The following is a 16,580-nucleotide window of genomic DNA, read 5'->3' on the forward strand; positions in this document are numbered from 1 at the left end:
GGGCAAACCGCGCAACGACACGAAGGGTTGGGATGCGCTTTGGACAGCAATTGGCGGCCGGTATTGCCTTGGCGATACTGGTCGGATGCTCGCCGGAGCGCGAGCCGGTCCCACCGCGCGTCGATACGCCGGTGCGCTGGCCGACCGAGCCTTCGTTTATCGCGCTTCCGATCGAATCGGACAGCGCCGCGCTGACCCGTCTGGTCGAACGCAATATTCCGCGCGAACTCTGGTCGATCGATCGCAAGGTCGACACCTGTGTCGAGGGGCAGCGCGTCAAGCTGTTCGGGGAACGGATCAAGGTCACGCCCGACATGGGCTGCACCATCACCGGCACCGTCACGCGCGGCCGCATCCGCCTGCGCGGCGAAGGGGATGTGATCGTTGCCGATGTGCCGCTGAACGCCCGCATCAGCGCACGCAAGGTCGGTGGCACCCCGCTCAAGGAAACCGCGACCGGCACCGCCATGGCCCATGCGCGCATCCGCCTTTCGCTGGACGAGCGGTTCGAACCGCGCGCGACTGTCGACATCAGCTATGACTGGCGCGAGCCGCCCGGTGTCGATTTTCTGGGTCAGCGCATCACCTTTACCGACCGTGCCGACGAACGGCTGCGACCGATCGTCGCCCGGCTGGAGCGCGAATTGCCGCGTGAGCTGGCACGGCTCGACACCCGCGCACAGGTCGAGCGCATCTGGCGCGCCGGGTTCGCCACGCTGTCGCTGAACCGGCGCCGGCCGCCGGTATGGCTGCGCGTCACACCGGAAAAGATCTTCTACGGCGGCTATGACATGCGCGACGGGCGGGTCAGACTCGACCTTGGCGTCGAAGCGCTGACGGAAACGGTCGTCGGCGACCGCCCCGCCGCGCCCGGCCCCACACCGCTGCCCGCGCTCGCCCGGACCAGCAAGCGCAACGAACTGCGGTTGTTCATCCCTGTGCTGGCCGATTATCGCCAATTGAACCCGGTCATTCTGAGGGCCTTGCGAAAGCGGTCGCGCCGCCCGTTCGAGGTGCCCGGCCTCGGCCCGGTGACCGCCCGGTTCGAAGCGGTCGACGCCTATGGCACGACAGGCGGGCGGATCGCGGTCGGCGTCCGGTTGATCGCGCAGCGCGTGGGCGACAGCGACGCGCCGACACGCGGCACGATCTGGCTGAGCGCGCTGCCGGTCAACCGGCCCGGCTCGGCGGAAGTCGAGTTCAGCGATCTGCACATCACCGGCGATACCGACGGTGCAGCGGGCGACTTGCTGATCGCGGTTGGCGATACGCCGGGGGTCAGCCGGTTAATCGCCCGCGAACTCGGCCAGAACTTCCGTCGCGATGTCGTCAAGCTGATCCGCCGCATCCGCCGCGCCGTGGCCGAAAAGCGCGAGGGCGATCTGATCCTGAACGCCCAGTTCGACCGCATTCAAAGCGGGCGGCTGCGCGCGGCGGGCGCTGGCTTGTTCCTCCCGGTGCGAATTTCGGGTCGAGCAAAGCTGACGCTCGCCCCGCGCTGAGGCGGTCAGCCCGCCAGCGCCGCCCGCACCGCCGCGATCGCAGCCTCTCCGGCAGAGCCATCGGGACCGCCGCCCTGCGCCATGTCGGGACGGCCACCGCCGCCCTGCCCGCCGAGTGCAGCGACCGCGACCTTGACCAGATCGACTGCGCTCTTGCTGTCCTTCAGATCGTCGGTCACGCCGACAGCCACCGATGCGCGGCCGTCATTGACCGCGACCAGCGCGACAACGCCCGATCCGATGCGGGCCTTTTCCTCATCCACCGCCCCGCGCAGCGCCTTGGCCTCCAGCCCGTCAAGCACGCGCCCGACAAAGGCGACGCCGTTTACCTGTTCCGGCCCTGTCGCCTGGGCAGCCCCGCCGCCCAGCGCCAGCGCCTTCTTCGCCTCGGCCAGTTCGCGCTCCAGACGGCGACGTTCTTCGAGGAGAGCCGCCACACGGGCAGGCACTTCGTCGGGCGTCGCCTTCAGCACCGCAGCGGTTTCGCGCAGCTTTTCGTCGCGCGCGGCCAGCCATGCGCGCGCCGCCTCACCCGTCAGCGCCTCGACACGGCGTATGCCTGAGCTGACGGCGCTTTCGCCGACGACCTTGAGCAGGCCGATATCGCCCAGCGCACGAACATGGGTGCCGCCGCACAATTCCAGCGAATAGGTCTTGCCCTCGCCCGTCACGCCCATCGAAACGACGCGCACCTCATCGCCATATTTCTCGCCGAACAGCGCCATCGCGCCCTCGGCAATCGCGTCTTCGGGGGTCATCAGGCGCGTCGACACTTCGCCATTGCCGCGAATCTGGGCGTTCACATCGCTCTCGACAGCGGCAATCTGTTCCGCCGTCACTGCCGTTGGCTGCGAAAAGTCGAAGCGCAGGCGTTCGGGCGCGACCAGGCTGCCTTTCTGCGCGACATGCGCCCCCAGCCGCTCGCGCAGTGCCTCGTGCAGCAGATGCGTGGCCGAGTGATTGGCGCGGATCGCCGAGCGGCGGTCATGGTCGACCGTCAGATGGACCGAATCCCCCACCTTGATCTCGCCCGTTTCGACAATGGTGTCGTGCGCGAAGATACGGCCCAGATATTTGCGGACGTCCGACACGGTCGCCTTAGCACCATCCTCGGTCGTGATCGCGCCCGCGTCGCCGACCTGACCGCCGCTTTCGCCGTAAAAGGGTGTCTGGTTCACGACGATTTCAACCCGCTCGCCCGCCCCGACGCGATCAACCCGCACGCCGTCACGGACGATGGCGACGACCTGCCCCTCGCCCTCCTCCGCCGAATAACCGATGAACTCGGTCGCGCCCGCTTCCTCGACCAGATCGAACCACAGTTCGTCCGACGCCTTTTCGCCCGAACCCTTCCACGCGGCACGCGCCGCGCGCTTCTGTTCGGCCATCGCGGCATCGAACCCGGCGCGGTCGACCGACAGGCCCTGCGCCCGCAGCGCATCCTCGGTCAGGTCATAGGGGAAGCCATAGGTGTCATACAGCTTGAATGCCGTTTCACCCGCCAGCGTCGCGCCCTCCCCCATGTCCGCCGTCGCTTCGTCCAGCAGGCGCAGGCCATTGGCCAGCGTGCGGCGGAATCGTGTTTCTTCCTGATACAGCGTCTGTTCGATCAGCGGCTGCGCGCGGCCCAGTTCGGGGAAGGCGGCGCCCATCTGTGCCACCAGCCCACCGACCAGCCGGTGCATCAACGGGTCCTTCGCGCCCAGCAGGTGCGCGTGCCGCATCGCGCGGCGCATGATGCGGCGCAGGACGTAACCGCGTCCTTCATTGGCGGGCAGCACGCCATCGGCGACCAGGAACCCGGCCGAGCGCAGATGGTCGGCAATCACGCGGTGGCTGGCGCGCGCGTCGCCCTCTGCCGGCGTTCCGGTCATGGCGACGCTGTCGGCGATCAGCGCCTTGAACGTATCGGTGTCGTAATTGTCGTGCACGCCCTGCATGACCGCGGCGACACGCTCCAGCCCCATGCCGGTGTCGATCGACGGACGCGGCAGATCGCCGACGATCGCGTCGGCTTCCTGCAGATGCTGCATGAACACCAGGTTCCAGATTTCGACGAAGCGGTCGCCATCTTCCTCCGGGCTTCCCGGCGGGCCGCCCCAGATATGATCGCCGTGATCGTAGAAGATTTCGGAACACGGACCGCACGGGCCATCGGCACCCATTACCCAGAAATTGTCCTTGGTCGCGATGCGGATGATCCGCTCGTCCGGCAGGCCCGCGATTTTCTTCCACAACTCGAACGCCTGATCGTCGGTGTGATAGACAGTGACGGTCAGCCGGTTGGCGTCCAGACCCCATTCGCGCGTGACCAGGTTCCAGGCGAGTTCGATCGCCCGGTCCTTGAAATAGTCGCCGAACGAGAAATTGCCGAGCATCTCGAAAAAGGTGTGATGCCGCGCGGTATAACCGACATTGTCGAGGTCGTTGTGCTTGCCGCCCGCGCGCACGCATTTCTGGCTCGATGTCGCCGTCGAATAGGGGCGGCTCTCCAGCCCGGTAAACACATTCTTGAACGGCACCATGCCCGCATTCACGAACATCAGCGTTGGATCGTTCTGGGGGATCAGCGGCGCCGAGGGCACCCTGGCGTGCCCCTCCTTCGCGAAATAGTCGAGGAACGAGCGGCGGATGTCGTTTGTCGAAGTCATGCCGCCCGCTTATGCGAGCGCGCGCTTCGCCTCAAGCGGGATCGAGTGGGCGCCGGGGTTGCGCTTGCCCGCGCCAATCGGCATCCCCTCTCGCAATCGTTATTTCGGAGAGTGCCTCTTGGCCAAGCGCCTGACCCTTTACATCCTGATCGGCCTGGTGCTGGGCGTCGTCGTCGGCCTTGCGCTCAATCTGTCGCTGACTGACGGCGGCGGGCCGGGGGATGCGCGGCTGGCCGAACTTGCCGGCTATTTTTCCATCGTCACGACAATATTCCTGCGGCTCATCAAGATGATTATCGCGCCGCTGGTGTTCTCGACGCTGGTGGCCGGCATCGCACATATGGGCGACACTGCGGCGCTGGGCCGGGTCGGCGGGCGCGCGATCGGCTGGTTCCTGTGCGCCAGCCTGTTGTCGCTGACGCTGGGCCTGATCCTCGTCAATTTCTTCCAACCGGGCGTGGGGCTGAACATCCCCATCCCCGCGGCGGATGCGGCCAGCGGCGTCGACAAGGCCGCGTTCAACCTCAAGGATTTCGTGACGCATATCGTCCCCGCCTCGATCATCGAGGCGATGGCAACCAACGAGATTCTCCAGATCGTCGTCGCCAGCCTGTTCATCGGCGTGGCGATGACCGCCGTGGGTGAAAAGGCAGCACCCTTGTTGCGCGGGATCGAGGCGCTGGCGCAGGTCATCCTGCAAGTGACCAACTATGTCATGCGCTTTGCCCCCCTCGCGGTCTTCGCCGCCGTGGCGGGCACGCTTGCCGAACGTGGCGCGGGAATCATCGGCAGCCTCGCCTATTTCATGGGCACCTTCTACCTTGGCATGGGCCTGTTGTGGCTGATGCTGGTCGCGGTCGGTTTCCTGATCGTCGGGCCGCGCATGATCGATCTGGTCCGCTATATCCGCGATCCCTTGCTGCTGGCGTTCTCGACCGCCTCGTCGGAGGCAGCCTATCCCCGCACGCTGGAGGCGCTGGACCGGTTCGGCGTGCCGCCGCGCATTGCCAGCTTCGTGCTGCCGCTCGGCTATTCGTTCAATCTGGACGGTTCGATGATCTACATGACTTTTGCGACGATGTTCATCGCGCAGGCATATGGCATCGACCTGTCGCTGGGGCAGCAGATTACCATGCTGCTGGTGTTGATGGTCACGTCCAAGGGAGTGGCGGGCGTGCCGCGCGCCAGTCTGGTCGTCATTGCCGCGACGCTCGCCTTTTTCGACATTCCCGAAGCGGGATTGTTGCTGATCCTGGCGGTCGACCATTTCCTCGACATGGGCCGTTCGGCGACCAATGTCGTCGGCAACGCCGTGGCCAGTGCGGTCATCGCAAAATGGGAGGGCGGACGCCTCGACCAGCCCGAACCGGCAGAGATCGAACCGCTGCCCGCGCCCCATGGCGGCCCACCCGCAACCGGGCCGGACAGTTTCATGAAAATGGGCAAATAGCCCGCGCCAACGGGGCGAAGTATCCGCTGGAACGGGGCTGACCCGGCGACCGCGCGAACCGTTCGCGCGGCGCTTGAAAATGGCTGCGCGCGAACCATTTTATTCTTGTCGCCGATGCCGATGCACGGATCGCCGACAACGCCGCGCCACATCGGGCGGCGGTTCAGGTCACATTGCTCATATGGAGGATTTGACATGCGTCAGTTCGACTTCACCCCCTATCGCCGTTCGACGATCGGTTTCGATCGCCTGTTCGATTTGATGGAAGCCAGCGCCCGTCAGGCGCAAAGCGACAATTACCCGCCCTTCAACCTCGAACGCACTGCCGACGACCGCTATCGCATCACGCTGGCCGTCGCGGGATTCAAGGCTGACGAGATCGATATCACCGCGCAGCAGAACCTGTTGGTGGTGGCGGGTCGCAAGGGCGAGGAAGACGACGGTCAACGCGGCGCGTTCCTGCACCTTGGCATCGCCAACCGCAGTTTCGAGCGTCGCTTCGAACTCGCCGATTTCGTTCGGGTGGACAGCGCCAATTTGGCCGACGGATTGCTGACCGTCGATCTGGTCCGCGAAGTGCCCGAAGCAATGAAGCCCAAGAAGATCGCCGTTGCGACCGGCGCCCCCACCGGACCCGCAATCGAGCATCAGGCGGCCTGATCCGCCGCCGATCGCTCAATCCAGCGATCGACCCCGAGCCAGCAGGCGCCTTGCTCCCTTGGGCGCCGCGGCAGAGGCGCCCGAACCCCGCGGTTCGGGCGTCTTTTGCGTGGTCAGACCAGCCGCGACTGGCGAACCGCGGCCGCGATGAAGCTGGCGAACAGCGGATGCGGTTCGAACGGCCTGGATTTCAGTTCCGGGTGGAACTGCACGCCGACGAACCACGGATGGTCGGGCCGCTCGACAATCTCAGGCAGCGTTTCGTCGGGCGACATGCCGGAAAAAACCAGTCCGCCCTTCTCCAGCACCTCGCGATAGCCGGTATTCACTTCGTAACGGTGGCGGTGCCGCTCCGAAATCTCGTCAGCGCCATAGATTGACGCGACGACGCTGTTGCCGGCGAGCTTCGCGGGATAGGCGCCGAGCCGCATGGTCCCGCCCAGGTCCCCATTGGCCTCCCGCTTCTCAAGGCCCTTCTCGGTCATCCATTCGGTGATGATGCCGACAACCGGCTGGTCGGTCGGCCCGAACTCGGTCGAGGATGCGCCGGGCACGCCGCCCAGGTTCCGCGCGCCTTCGATACAGGCCATCTGCATCCCGAAGCAGATGCCGAAATAGGGAACGCGGCGTTCACGCGCGAAACGGACGCTGGCGATCTTGCCCTCCGCCCCGCGCGAACCGAATGCGCCGGGCACCAGAATGGCATGGCACGGCTCAAGCGCGGCGGCGACTTCGCCTTCGTCGCCCTCGAACAGTTCGGCGTCGATCCAGCGGATGTTGACGCGCACGCGGTTGGCGATGCCGCCATGGACCAGCGCTTCGTTCAGCGATTTATAGGCGTCCTGCAAACCGACATATTTGCCGACCACGCCGACCGTCACTTCGCCTTCGGGGTTTACCAGACGATCGACGATTTCGTCCCATCGGCCCAGTTCGGGCTTTTCAGCCGGTTCGATATCGAACGCGCGCAGCACTTCCTCGTCCAGCCCCTCGGCATGATATTGCAGCGGGACGGCATAGATGCTGGCGGCGTCGAGCGCGGGAATGACGGCTTCGGGGCGGACGTTGCAGAACAGCGCGATCTTGCGCCGGTCACTCTCCGGCAGTGGTTTTTCGCAGCGACACACCAGCACGTCGGGCGCAACGCCCAGCGCCGCCAGTTCGCGCACCGAATGCTGCGTCGGCTTGGTCTTAAGCTCGCCGGCCGCCGCGATATAGGGCACCAGCGTCACATGCACGCTGATCGACTGGCCCCGGCCCAGATCGTTTCGAAGCTGGCGAATCGCTTCGATGAACGGCAGCGACTCGATATCGCCGACCGTGCCGCCGATCTCGCAGAGCACGAAATCGAGGTCGTCGATCTCGTCCTGCGCGAACGACTTGATCGCATCGGTGACATGCGGGATCACCTGGACCGTCGCCCCCAGATAATCGCCGCGCCGCTCGCGCTGGATGATCGTCTGATAGATGCGGCCAGAGGTCACATTGTCCGACTGGCGCGCCGACACACCCGTGAATCGCTCATAATGGCCAAGGTCGAGATCGGTCTCGGCCCCGTCGTCGGTCACATAGACTTCGCCATGCTGATACGGGCTCATCGTGCCCGGATCGACGTTCAGATACGGATCGAACTTGCGAATCCGAACCCGGTAGCCGCGCGCCTGAAGCAGCGCCGCGAGGCTCGCAGCCATGAGACCTTTGCCGAGCGACGAGACCACGCCGCCGGTGATGAAAATATACCGCGCCATGGGAGGATACGCCTAACGTCGAAATCGTGCGGGACCAAGCGCCCGAATCCGGGCGCTGCGGAAAATAATGATTGCAAGCGCCGAAGCGCCCGCGATCAGGGGTTGAGTGCGGCCGCATTGTCGGCCGGGGCCGACTGGTTCGCGATCACGGCGCCTGCGGCGGCGTCGAGCGGGTCCACCAACGGATCGCCCGACGGCGCCGGTGCGCTGACCGGTGTCGTGGGACGCGCCAGGCTGGTGTCGATCGCGCTGGCCCCGCGCGTCGCGGCCATGACGGCCAACAGGATGTTCATCGCGATGAACAGTCCCGCCAGCACCGCAGTAGCGCGTGTCAGAAAATTGGCCGCGCCGCGTGCCGACATCAGGCCCGACGGGCTGCCGCCCGACGTCAGGCCACCGCCCTCCGACTGTTGCATCAGGATGACGGTGACGAGCAGCGCGGCGATGGTCGCCTGCACCACGAGAAGAAAAGTGAACAGCATCGGCCCTGTCGGAATCCAGAAGACGGGCGTCGTCGCCGACACCCCAATGGGGGCCACATAGGCCGGGGCGGCTTTCGGATCAACCGGCGCGTCCGACCGCACACGAAAACCAATTCGCGCGAATTGCTTAATGCGGCGCAACCGCATCGCATCGCGGGCGTTCTGATCGGCATAGCCCCTCCGTGCTTGCGGAGCTGTAACGACATGGATTCCCGCGTGAATGCGATCAGCCCGGACACCCTGGCAACATGGATGAACACCCTGGTGGACTATGTCCGCTCGGGCGAACCCGATCTCACCAACCGACAGATGGCGCTGCTGATGCTCGTTTATCTGAAGCCCGGTCCCCATACCGTGCGCGGTCTGGCGCGCGCGCTGAACGTATCAAAGCCCGTCATCACGCGCGCCTTGAACAGACTGGGCGCGCTCGGCTATCTGCGCCGCCAGCGTGATGACACCGACAAGCGAAACATTTTCGTCACGCGCACACCGGAAGGGGCGGACTTTCTTGCAGAATTCGGGCATTTCCTCGATGGCGACCCCGTTGTCGCCGGTCGCAACGGTCACGATCGGGCGTGAACGTCACGCCCTGACCGGGCCGTCGGTGCGACTCGATCCACGCTTCCACCCCGTCCGCCCCGACCTGACCGATGTGCGTCTGGCCGACCGCGTATTCGCGCCGCATTATGCATTGGCAAGCGCGAGGTCGGCGCTGGGTTCGTGCCCGTTGCGGAGTGGCGCGGGACGCGACGCTCCGGTCATATCCGAACTGTTGCGCGGTGATGCGTTCGAGCTGCTCGAACTCAGCAACGACACCGCGTGGGGCCTGTCGCTGACCGATGGGCTGGTCGGATATGTCGACGCCGCGATGCTGGGCGACGCGGTTGTGCCGACGCACCGGATCGTTCGGCGCGAAGCCGTGTTCCGCGAAGCGCCCGACGCCAATGCCACCATCCTTGCCGCGTCGCCGATGGGCGCGCGCGTCACCGCGCTGGGTGAGCGTGGCAATTTCCTGCTTTGCGATCATGGTTATGTAGCGCGCGACGCCGTTGCTGCGCTGGGTGACGGGTTTCCGGGCGGAGTCGCCGCTGCCGCCGCCGCGATGGTCGGCCTGCCCGAACGCCGCGCCGGACGATCGGGCGCGGGGGTGGACGACAGCGGCATGGTCTTCCTCGCGCACGAACTGGCCGACCGCAAGGCGCCGCGCCTGCATGACGCCGTCATCGCGGCGCTGGGCGCACCACAGGGCGGGGGCGACGTGATCGTTTTCGGCGAGCGGCTGGGGCTGGTGCTCGACGGGGACACGGTGGTCTATCTGGACGGCGCGGTGCGGAGCGCGCCGCTGTCGGCCATCGAGAATCGCTTTGGCCCAATCACGGCACGGGGTAGGATCGGCTGATGCACAAGCTGTTCATCGATGGCGGCGCAGGCACCACGGGCCTGGAGATACGCGAGCGGCTGGCCGAGCGGGACGAGTTTCACATCGTCACGCTGGAGGGGGACGCGCGCAAGGACGCCACCGCCCGCGCGGCGGCGCTGAACAACGCCGATTTCGTGATCCTGTGCCTGCCCGACGATGCTGCGCGCGAAGCCGTGGCGCTGATCGAGAACCCCCATGTGCGTGTCATCGACGCATCCAGCGCGCACCGTGTCGCCGATGGCTGGACCTATGGCTTTGCCGAGCTGGAACCGGCGCAGGCCGCCACCATCGCCGGGGCAACGCGCGTGAGCAATCCCGGCTGCTATCCCACCGGCTTCCTCGCGCTGGTGCGGCCGCTGGTGCGAACCGGTCTGCTGCCGCACGACTGGCCGGTCAGCATCAATGCCGTTTCCGGCTATTCCGGCGGCGGCAAGACGATGGTGGCGGAATTCGATGGCGCAGACGGCGTGACTGCCCACCGCGCCTATGGCCTGTCGCTGGAGCACAAGCATCTGCCCGAAATGCAGCGACATGCCCGGATCGCGCATCCGCCGATCTTTCAACCAGCGGTCGCGCGGACCTATCGCGGGATGCTGATCGAAGTGCCACTGCCGCTGCACGCCCTGCCTCGCAAGCCATCGCTCGCCGCAATCGAGGCCGCGTGGCGCGACGCTTATCGCGATCAGCCGCTGGTGCGCGTGATGAGCACCGAAGGCGTGGGTTCGGTCGAGATCGAGGCCGATGCCGGCACCGACCGCATGACATTGCGCGCATTCGGCAATGCCGACACCGGCCAGGCCCGCCTGATCGCCACGCTCGACAATCTGGGCAAGGGCGCGGCCGGCGCGGCGGTGCAGAACCTGAACATCATGGCCGGGCTGGACGCGGTGGCAGGGCTGCGGATTTAACGCTCGACCCGGCCGCGCGGCAATCACAGGTCGCCGTTACTTGCTGCCGACGCCGCAGGGCACATCATTGCCCGTCCAGTCGATTTCGTAGGTCGCGGGCACGGCGTTCCCATCGCCGACCGCCGCGTCCCTGGTCGCGGTATTGTAGGTGATGATCGCATGCACCATCGGCGCGCCCGCAGCCGGGTTCCACGCGACCGACAGGTTGCCGACCTGCAACGCATTGGGGTGAAGGATGCGGATGCGATAGGCCAGATGCTGGGCCTGTCCCTCCCCGTCCAGATGGATCAGGACATCTTGGCGCCGCAGGAACACCGACCCGCTGGCATTGTCCGGAACAGGCAACAATTCGGACGGTGTTACCCACGCCGGAACCGGTCCCCGCTTGACCTGATCGGTCTGCGCGATGGCAGGCGCTCCCATGACCACTGAAGCGGCCAACACCGACAACGAAAAATAGCGCATCCATCCCCCCACCCCGTTGGGGCATCATGCCGATGGCGCAGTGATTTTCAACAGCACGAGCAACAGAAAAAGGGGCGCGGCTCCCGATTGGAACCGCGCCCCGCATCCGTTCGGCGATACGCCCGTCGGACGCGCGTATCAGTAGCGGTAGTGATCGGGCTTGAACGGTCCTTCGACCGGCACGCCGATGTAGCCGGCCTGCTTGGGCGTCAGCTTCGACAGCTTCACGCCCAGCTTTTCCAGGTGCAGCGCTGCGACCTTCTCGTCGAGATGCTTGGGCAGGACATAGACCTTGTTGTCATATTCGTCGCCCTTGGTCCAAAGCTCGATCTGGGCCAGCGTCTGGTTGGTGAAGCTGGACGACATGACGAACGACGGATGGCCCGTCGCGCAGCCCAGATTCACCAGACGGCCCTTGGCCAGTACGATGATCTGCTTGCCATCGGGGAACTCGACCAGGTCGGTGCCGGGCTTCACTTCGGTCCACTTGTAGTTCGACAGCGCCGCAATCTGGATCTCGCTGTCGAAATGGCCGATGTTGCAGACGATCGACATCGGCTTCATCGCCTTCATGTGATCGGCGGTGATGACGTCGGCATTGCCGGTCGCGGTGCAGAAGATGTCGGCGCGGGTCACCGCTTCTTCCATCGTCACGACCTCGAACCCTTCCATCGCGGCCTGGAGCGCGCAGATCGGGTCGACCTCGGTCACCATCACGCGCGCACCGCCGTTGCGGAGCGACTGTGCCGAACCCTTGCCGACATCGCCAAAGCCCGCGACGACCGCGACCTTGCCCGCCAGCATCACGTCGGTCGCGCGACGAATCGCATCGACCAGCGATTCCTTGCAGCCATAGAGGTTGTCGAACTTCGACTTGGTGACGCTGTCGTTGACGTTGATCGCGGGGAAGGGAAGCTCACCCTTCTTGGCGATTTCATACAGGCGGTGAACGCCGGTCGTCGTTTCTTCGGACACGCCCTTCAGGTTCCTGACCGTTTCGGTCAGATAGCCGGGCTTTTTGGCGATGAAGGCCTTGAGCGCGCGCTGGAACTCGACTTCCTCGTCATTTTCGGGTTCCGGCAGCGTCGCCCCGGCCTCGACCTTGGCGCCCCACAGCGCGAACATCGTCGCGTCACCGCCATCGTCCAGGATCAGGTTCGCGGTCTGGCCCTCGACCTCGTGGTCCCATGCGAAGATGTCGCCGACATAATCCCAATATTCGGCCAGGCTCTCGCCCTTGACCGCGAACACCGGCACGCCGGTCGCGGCAATGGCGGCGGCGGCGTGGTCCTGCGTCGAGAAGATGTTGCACGTCGCCCAGCGCACATCGGCGCCCAGCGCCGTCAGCGTCTCGATCAGCACGGCGGTCTGGATCGTCATGTGCAGCGACCCGGTGATCCGAGCGCCCTTCAGCGGCTGCGAAGCGCCGAACTCTTCGCGCAGACTCATCAGGCCGGGCATTTCGGTTTCGGCGATCTTGATCTCGGCGCGGCCGAAATCGGCAAGCGACAGATCCTTGATGACATAATCCTTGTTCTCAAGGACAGGTGCGGTGGCCACGATTGATCTCCTGTGATCGCAATTGCGCTTGCCGCGCCTCTAACGTGCTCGTCTTCGAAACGCAAACGCGATATAAAGATATGTTTATGTGTGGTGTCAGGCTTGACCCGCGCTGTTCGCCAGCAGCGCCGGATCGATCCCGGCACCCCGAAAACCAGACGGCCAACGGTCGTCGACATCGGTTTCGTAAAGCAGCGCTTCGTCCCCGGCGACGTTGAGCCAGCCATGGCGCGTCATCTCTGCATCCAGTTGTCCTTCACCCCAGCCCGCATAGCCAAGCGCGATCAGCCATCGCCGTGGCCCGGTCCCTTCGGCAATGGCGCGCAGCACGTCGACGGTGCCCGACAAGGCCCATCGCCCGGCGACATCGACGGTATCCTGCCCGCTCCATTCGGTCGAATGGACGACAAAGCCGCGCCGCGGCTCCACCGGGCCGCCGAAATGCACCGGCGCGGCCACGACACCGTCGGTCGGAATGTCGAGCTGGTCGAGCACGTCATGCAGCGTCAGCCCCTCGATCGTCGCGCCGATGCCGATTCCCAGCGCGCCATCGGCATCGTGCGCGCACATCGCGATCACCGCACGATCGAAACGGTCATCGCCGATCCCCGGCATCGCCAACAGGAACTGGCCGGTCAGGAACGGCCCGGTCGAAACATCTGCATCCATCACCCGACAACCATAGAAACCGCAAAAGCGATCCGCCACTGCTTGAAATCGGTGCGCCGAGGTCCAAGCTGCGGCATTCATCCGAGGAGCCTTTGCATGACCATCAAGACCGGCGACCATTTGCCCGAAGCCACGTTCATCAAGGCCGGTCCCGACGGGCCGGACCAGGTCAGCGCCGCCGATTTCTTCAAGGGCCGCCGGGTCGCTTTGTTCGCGGTGCCGGGCGCCTTCACGCCGACCTGCTCGGCCAAGCACCTGCCCGGCTTTATCGAGCGCAAGGATGAGCTGGCGGCGAAAGGCATCGACGCCATTGCCTGCACGTCGGTCAACGACGCTTTCGTGCTCGGCGCGTGGAGCAAGGCGAACGATGCCGATGGCAAGGTCGTGATGCTGGCCGATGGCAATGGCGAGTTCGCCCGCGCGATCGGGCTGGAAATGGACGGCAGCGCCTATGGCATGGGCACGCGCAGCCAGCGTTACGCCATGATCGTCAATGACGGCGTGGTCGAACAGGTGCATGTCGAACAGCCCGGCGAGTTCAAGGTCAGTTCGGCCGATCATCTGATCGAACAGCTTTGATCCGGCGCGCGGCCGGGAACCCATGCAGACCCCGGTTGTTGCATATGCGAAAGGAGATTTCGCGATGACGACCGAGACCGTAAACCCGGCTGCGACCGACACCACCAATGGCGAGGGCGCGACCGCGCGCGTGCGTCAGGCCGCCTCCGACATGGCCGATCGCAGCCGTTCGGTTGCCAAGAAAGCCGCCAAACGCATCGACGAGGCGACCGAGACGACCGTCGATTCGGCAAAGCGCCACCCGGTGTCGGCAGCCGCCATTGCCGTCGGTGCCGCAGCGGCGGTTGCCGGCGCTGCGTTCGGCGTGAGCAAGCTGGTCGAGAAGCGCAAGGCCGCGCCCGCGACGGGCACCACGCCCGCCAAGAAGGCGCCCGCGAAAAAGACCGCCGCCCCCCGGCGCAAGACCAGCGCCACCAAAGCACGCACGACCAACGGCGCGGGCACGCACTGACGATCGCTGCAACGGCCCCGGCACCAGTCCGCCGGGGCCGTTTTCATGGCCCGACTTGCCAGCGTCATGTTTCGGCCTTAGCCGCGAAAGATGACAAAGGCACAGGACATCGTCGCCGAACTCGATCGGCTCTACACCGCCTCCGTCGCGCGGCTTCAGCAGGCGCTTGAAGTCTATCTCTCGACCGGCCAGCCACCGCATCCGTCCGCGCGCACCGATGGCAGCTTTGCCTATCCCGAAATCCATGTGCGCTATACCGGCGGCCCCGATCGCCCTGCGCCGCTGCGTTCGTTCGGGCGATTGGTGACGGCGGGTGATTATCGCATCAGCGTTACCAAGCCGGCGATGTATGCCGATTATCTGATCGAACAGCTGACCTTGCTGATCGAGGATTATGACGTCGCGGTCGCGGCGGTCGCGGGGCGACAGGAAATCCCCTTTCCCTATGTCCTCGATCCCGGCCATGCGCTGCAACTGGACGAAGTGTCCGCTTCCGAACTGGCGCGCTGGTTCCCGGCGACCGAACTGGCGCATATCGGTGACGAGATTGCCGATGGCCTGTGGGAAAGCCCCGATGATACGCGTCCCCTGGCGCTGTTCGACGGGCTTCGAACCGATTTCAGCCTGGCGCGGCTCCGTCATTATACCGGCACGCCACCCGAACACGTCCAGAAATACGTCCTGTTCACCAACTATAACCGTTATGTCGACGAGTTCGTCCGGTGGGGCACCGAGCAACTCGGCAAGGGGCGATACACCGCGCTGTCCGGCGCTGGCGGCCTGTATCTGGAGGCCGGCGACGCACCGACCGATCATGTCAGCGACAGCGCGTGGCGGCGGCACCAGATGCCCGCCTATCACCTGATCGCGCCCGACCGGGCGGGCATCACGCTGGTGAACATTGGCGTCGGTCCGTCCAACGCCAAGACGATCACCGACCATCTGGCAGTCATGCGGCCAGAGGCGTGGCTGATGATCGGCCATTGCGGCGGCCTGCGTCCCAGCCAGCGCATCGGCGACTATGTGCTGGCGCACGCTTACCTGCGCGACGATCACGTGCTGGACGAGGTGCTGCCCCCCGCCATCCCCGTGCCCGCGATCGCCGAGGTTCAGCAGGCACTGGCGCGTGCAGCCGAGACGGTTTCGGGCCAGTCGGGTGAGGAACTGAAGCGCCGCCTTCGCACCGGCACCATCGTCACCACCGACGACCGCAACTGGGAATTGCGCTTTTCCGCATCGGCGCTGCGTTTCTCGCTCAGCCGCGCGGTGGGCATCGACATGGAATCGGCGACGATCGCGGCCCAGGGTTATCGCTTCCGCGTCCCCTATGGCACGCTGCTGTGCGTGTCGGACAAGCCGCTGCACGGCGAACTGAAGCTGCCGGGACAGGCCAACCGCTTCTACGAACGCGCAATCAACGAACATATGCGAATCGGCATCGAAACCGTCGAGGAATTGCGGCGCGAAGGCGCGAAACTGCACAGCCGCAAGCTACGCGCGTTCAACGAACCGCCGTTCCGGTAAACGATCGGTCAGCGCCGCATCGCCGCCATCGCGATGCCCGCCGCCATCACCGCGCCGCCACCTGCCCGACGCGCCCATCGCCGCGCCGCGGGCTTTCTGACGAGGCCCGATGCGCGCGAAGCCGTCAGCGCATACAGCGTATCGGTCGTCGCGGCCGCCGCTGTGAAGGTGACGACCAGGATTGCCGCCTGCGACAGATAGGGGCGGTCGGCCTGAATGAACTGAGACGCAAAGGCGACGAAGAACAGGATCGTCTTTGGATGAAAAGTCCCGACGGCGACATTGGTCATGAAAGCGGTGCGCGCGCCGATCGCCCGGCGGATCAACCCGTCATCGGACGGCGCGTCGCCACCAAGGACCGCAATCGATCCCACGACGATCAGATACGCCGCGCCCAGCCATTTCAGGACCGTGAAGGCAAGCGCCGACGAGCTTAGAACAGCTCCCGCTCCAGCCAGCGAGACGGAAATGGCGATCGCGTTGCCAAGCGCCATACCCGCTACCGACGCGA

At 65.5% G+C, this 16,580-nt stretch carries 16 protein-coding genes; 9 read left to right on the forward strand and 7 right to left on the reverse strand.

Annotation, left to right across the window (positions count from 1 at the left end):
- Positions 1-50 precede the first annotated feature (50 nt).
- A complete protein-coding gene (locus VL973_RS08415) occupies positions 51-1,502 on the forward strand; it encodes a DUF4403 family protein (protein WP_325283578.1) in 1,452 nt (483 codons plus the stop codon).
- A gap of 5 nt (positions 1,503-1,507) precedes the next feature.
- On the opposite strand, the gene alaS is transcribed toward VL973_RS08415, so the two are convergent.
- On the reverse strand, positions 1,508-4,153 hold the full coding sequence (gene alaS / locus VL973_RS08420) for an alanine--tRNA ligase (RefSeq protein ID WP_325283579.1): 2,646 nt from the start codon (positions 4,151-4,153) through the stop codon (positions 1,508-1,510).
- Between the two features lie 118 nt (positions 4,154-4,271).
- Here alaS and VL973_RS08425 point away from each other — a divergent pair, with 118 nt between their 5' ends.
- Both VL973_RS08425 and VL973_RS08430 read left to right on the forward strand, forming a co-directional pair.
- The gene (locus VL973_RS08425; RefSeq protein WP_325283580.1) at positions 4,272-5,603 is read left to right on the forward strand and encodes a dicarboxylate/amino acid:cation symporter; all 1,332 of its coding nucleotides are present in this window, start codon (positions 4,272-4,274) and stop codon (positions 5,601-5,603) included.
- A 195-nt stretch (positions 5,604-5,798) separates the two neighbouring features.
- Complete coding sequence (locus tag VL973_RS08430; RefSeq protein ID WP_325283581.1) at positions 5,799-6,263, forward strand: Hsp20 family protein; 465 nt, start codon at positions 5,799-5,801, stop codon at positions 6,261-6,263.
- A gap of 113 nt (positions 6,264-6,376) precedes the next feature.
- Here VL973_RS08430 and VL973_RS08435 read toward each other — a convergent pair whose 3' ends face one another.
- Both VL973_RS08435 and secG read right to left on the reverse strand, forming a co-directional pair.
- Positions 6,377-8,011 carry a CTP synthase gene (locus VL973_RS08435; RefSeq protein WP_325283582.1) on the reverse strand — a complete coding sequence of 545 codons (1,635 nt, stop codon included), beginning with the start codon at positions 8,009-8,011 and terminating at the stop codon, positions 6,377-6,379.
- A 95-nt stretch (positions 8,012-8,106) separates the two neighbouring features.
- Entirely contained in the window at positions 8,107-8,490 is a 384-nt protein-coding gene (gene secG, locus VL973_RS08440; RefSeq protein WP_325283591.1) for a preprotein translocase subunit SecG, read from the reverse strand.
- A 255-nt stretch (positions 8,491-8,745) separates the two neighbouring features.
- On the opposite strand from secG, the gene VL973_RS08445 reads away from it, so the two are divergent.
- Genes VL973_RS08445 through argC form a run of 3 tightly spaced genes read left to right on the forward strand, consistent with a single transcriptional unit; the run spans position 8,746 to position 10,821 of the window.
- Positions 8,746-9,072: a MarR family transcriptional regulator gene (locus VL973_RS08445; RefSeq protein WP_325283592.1), complete on the forward strand. Its 327-nt coding sequence runs from the start codon at positions 8,746-8,748 to the stop codon at positions 9,070-9,072.
- Positions 9,038-9,892, forward strand: coding sequence for an SH3 domain-containing protein (locus tag VL973_RS08450; protein WP_325283583.1), 855 nt, complete (start codon positions 9,038-9,040; stop codon positions 9,890-9,892). Before VL973_RS08445 ends, VL973_RS08450 begins: the two co-directional genes overlap by 35 nt.
- Positions 9,889-10,821, forward strand: a complete 933-nt coding sequence (gene argC, locus VL973_RS08455; protein ID WP_325283593.1) for an N-acetyl-gamma-glutamyl-phosphate reductase — start codon at positions 9,889-9,891, stop codon at positions 10,819-10,821. The genes VL973_RS08450 and argC overlap by 4 nt, the downstream gene beginning before the upstream one ends.
- 36 nt (positions 10,822-10,857) lie before the next feature.
- Here the strand turns inward: argC and VL973_RS08460 are convergent, their stop codons facing one another.
- The 3 genes from VL973_RS08460 to VL973_RS08470 form a co-directional block, all read right to left on the reverse strand.
- On the reverse strand, positions 10,858-11,286 hold the full coding sequence (locus VL973_RS08460; protein WP_325283584.1) for a hypothetical protein: 429 nt from the start codon (positions 11,284-11,286) through the stop codon (positions 10,858-10,860).
- Positions 11,287-11,424: 138 nt separating this feature from the next.
- Positions 11,425-12,846, reverse strand: a complete 1,422-nt coding sequence (gene ahcY / locus VL973_RS08465) for an adenosylhomocysteinase (RefSeq protein WP_325283585.1) — start codon at positions 12,844-12,846, stop codon at positions 11,425-11,427.
- Between the two features lie 96 nt (positions 12,847-12,942).
- Positions 12,943-13,515, reverse strand: a complete 573-nt coding sequence (locus tag VL973_RS08470; RefSeq protein ID WP_325283586.1) for a YqgE/AlgH family protein — start codon at positions 13,513-13,515, stop codon at positions 12,943-12,945.
- Between the two features lie 96 nt (positions 13,516-13,611).
- Between VL973_RS08470 and VL973_RS08475 the strand changes: the two genes are divergently transcribed.
- The 3 genes from VL973_RS08475 to VL973_RS08485 all read left to right on the forward strand — a co-directional run bounded on the left by VL973_RS08475 (position 13,612) and on the right by VL973_RS08485 (position 16,069).
- Positions 13,612-14,094, forward strand: a complete 483-nt coding sequence (locus VL973_RS08475; protein ID WP_325283587.1) for a peroxiredoxin — start codon at positions 13,612-13,614, stop codon at positions 14,092-14,094.
- A gap of 64 nt (positions 14,095-14,158) precedes the next feature.
- Complete coding sequence (locus VL973_RS08480; protein ID WP_325283588.1) at positions 14,159-14,545, forward strand: hypothetical protein; 387 nt, start codon at positions 14,159-14,161, stop codon at positions 14,543-14,545.
- A 90-nt stretch (positions 14,546-14,635) separates the two neighbouring features.
- The gene (locus VL973_RS08485) at positions 14,636-16,069 is read left to right on the forward strand and encodes an AMP nucleosidase (RefSeq protein ID WP_325283589.1); all 1,434 of its coding nucleotides are present in this window, start codon (positions 14,636-14,638) and stop codon (positions 16,067-16,069) included.
- An 8-nt stretch (positions 16,070-16,077) separates the two neighbouring features.
- On the opposite strand, the gene VL973_RS08490 is transcribed toward VL973_RS08485, so the two are convergent.
- Positions 16,078-16,580: LysE family translocator (locus tag VL973_RS08490; protein WP_325283590.1), on the reverse strand; the 503-nt coding region annotated here is incomplete at its 5' end.

The organism is Sphingomonas sp. (genome assembly GCF_035490575.1).
Lineage (GTDB): Bacteria > Pseudomonadota > Alphaproteobacteria > Sphingomonadales > Sphingomonadaceae > Sphingomonas.

Coding starts and splice junctions, on each gene's coding strand:
- alaS (WP_325283579.1), bottom strand. CDS start 4,153: ATGACTTCGACAAACGACATCCGCCGCTCGTTCCTCGACTATTTCGCG.
- VL973_RS08430 (WP_325283581.1), top strand. CDS start 5,799: ATGCGTCAGTTCGACTTCACCCCCTATCGCCGTTCGACGATCGGTTTC.
- VL973_RS08435 (WP_325283582.1), bottom strand. CDS start 8,011: ATGGCGCGGTATATTTTCATCACCGGCGGCGTGGTCTCGTCGCTCGGC.
- VL973_RS08445 (WP_325283592.1), top strand. CDS start 8,746: ATGAACACCCTGGTGGACTATGTCCGCTCGGGCGAACCCGATCTCACC.
- VL973_RS08460 (WP_325283584.1), bottom strand. CDS start 11,286: ATGCGCTATTTTTCGTTGTCGGTGTTGGCCGCTTCAGTGGTCATGGGA.
- VL973_RS08470 (WP_325283586.1), bottom strand. CDS start 13,515: ATGGATGCAGATGTTTCGACCGGGCCGTTCCTGACCGGCCAGTTCCTG.
- VL973_RS08475 (WP_325283587.1), top strand. CDS start 13,612: ATGACCATCAAGACCGGCGACCATTTGCCCGAAGCCACGTTCATCAAG.
- VL973_RS08480 (WP_325283588.1), top strand. CDS start 14,159: ATGACGACCGAGACCGTAAACCCGGCTGCGACCGACACCACCAATGGC.
- VL973_RS08485 (WP_325283589.1), top strand. CDS start 14,636: ATGACAAAGGCACAGGACATCGTCGCCGAACTCGATCGGCTCTACACC.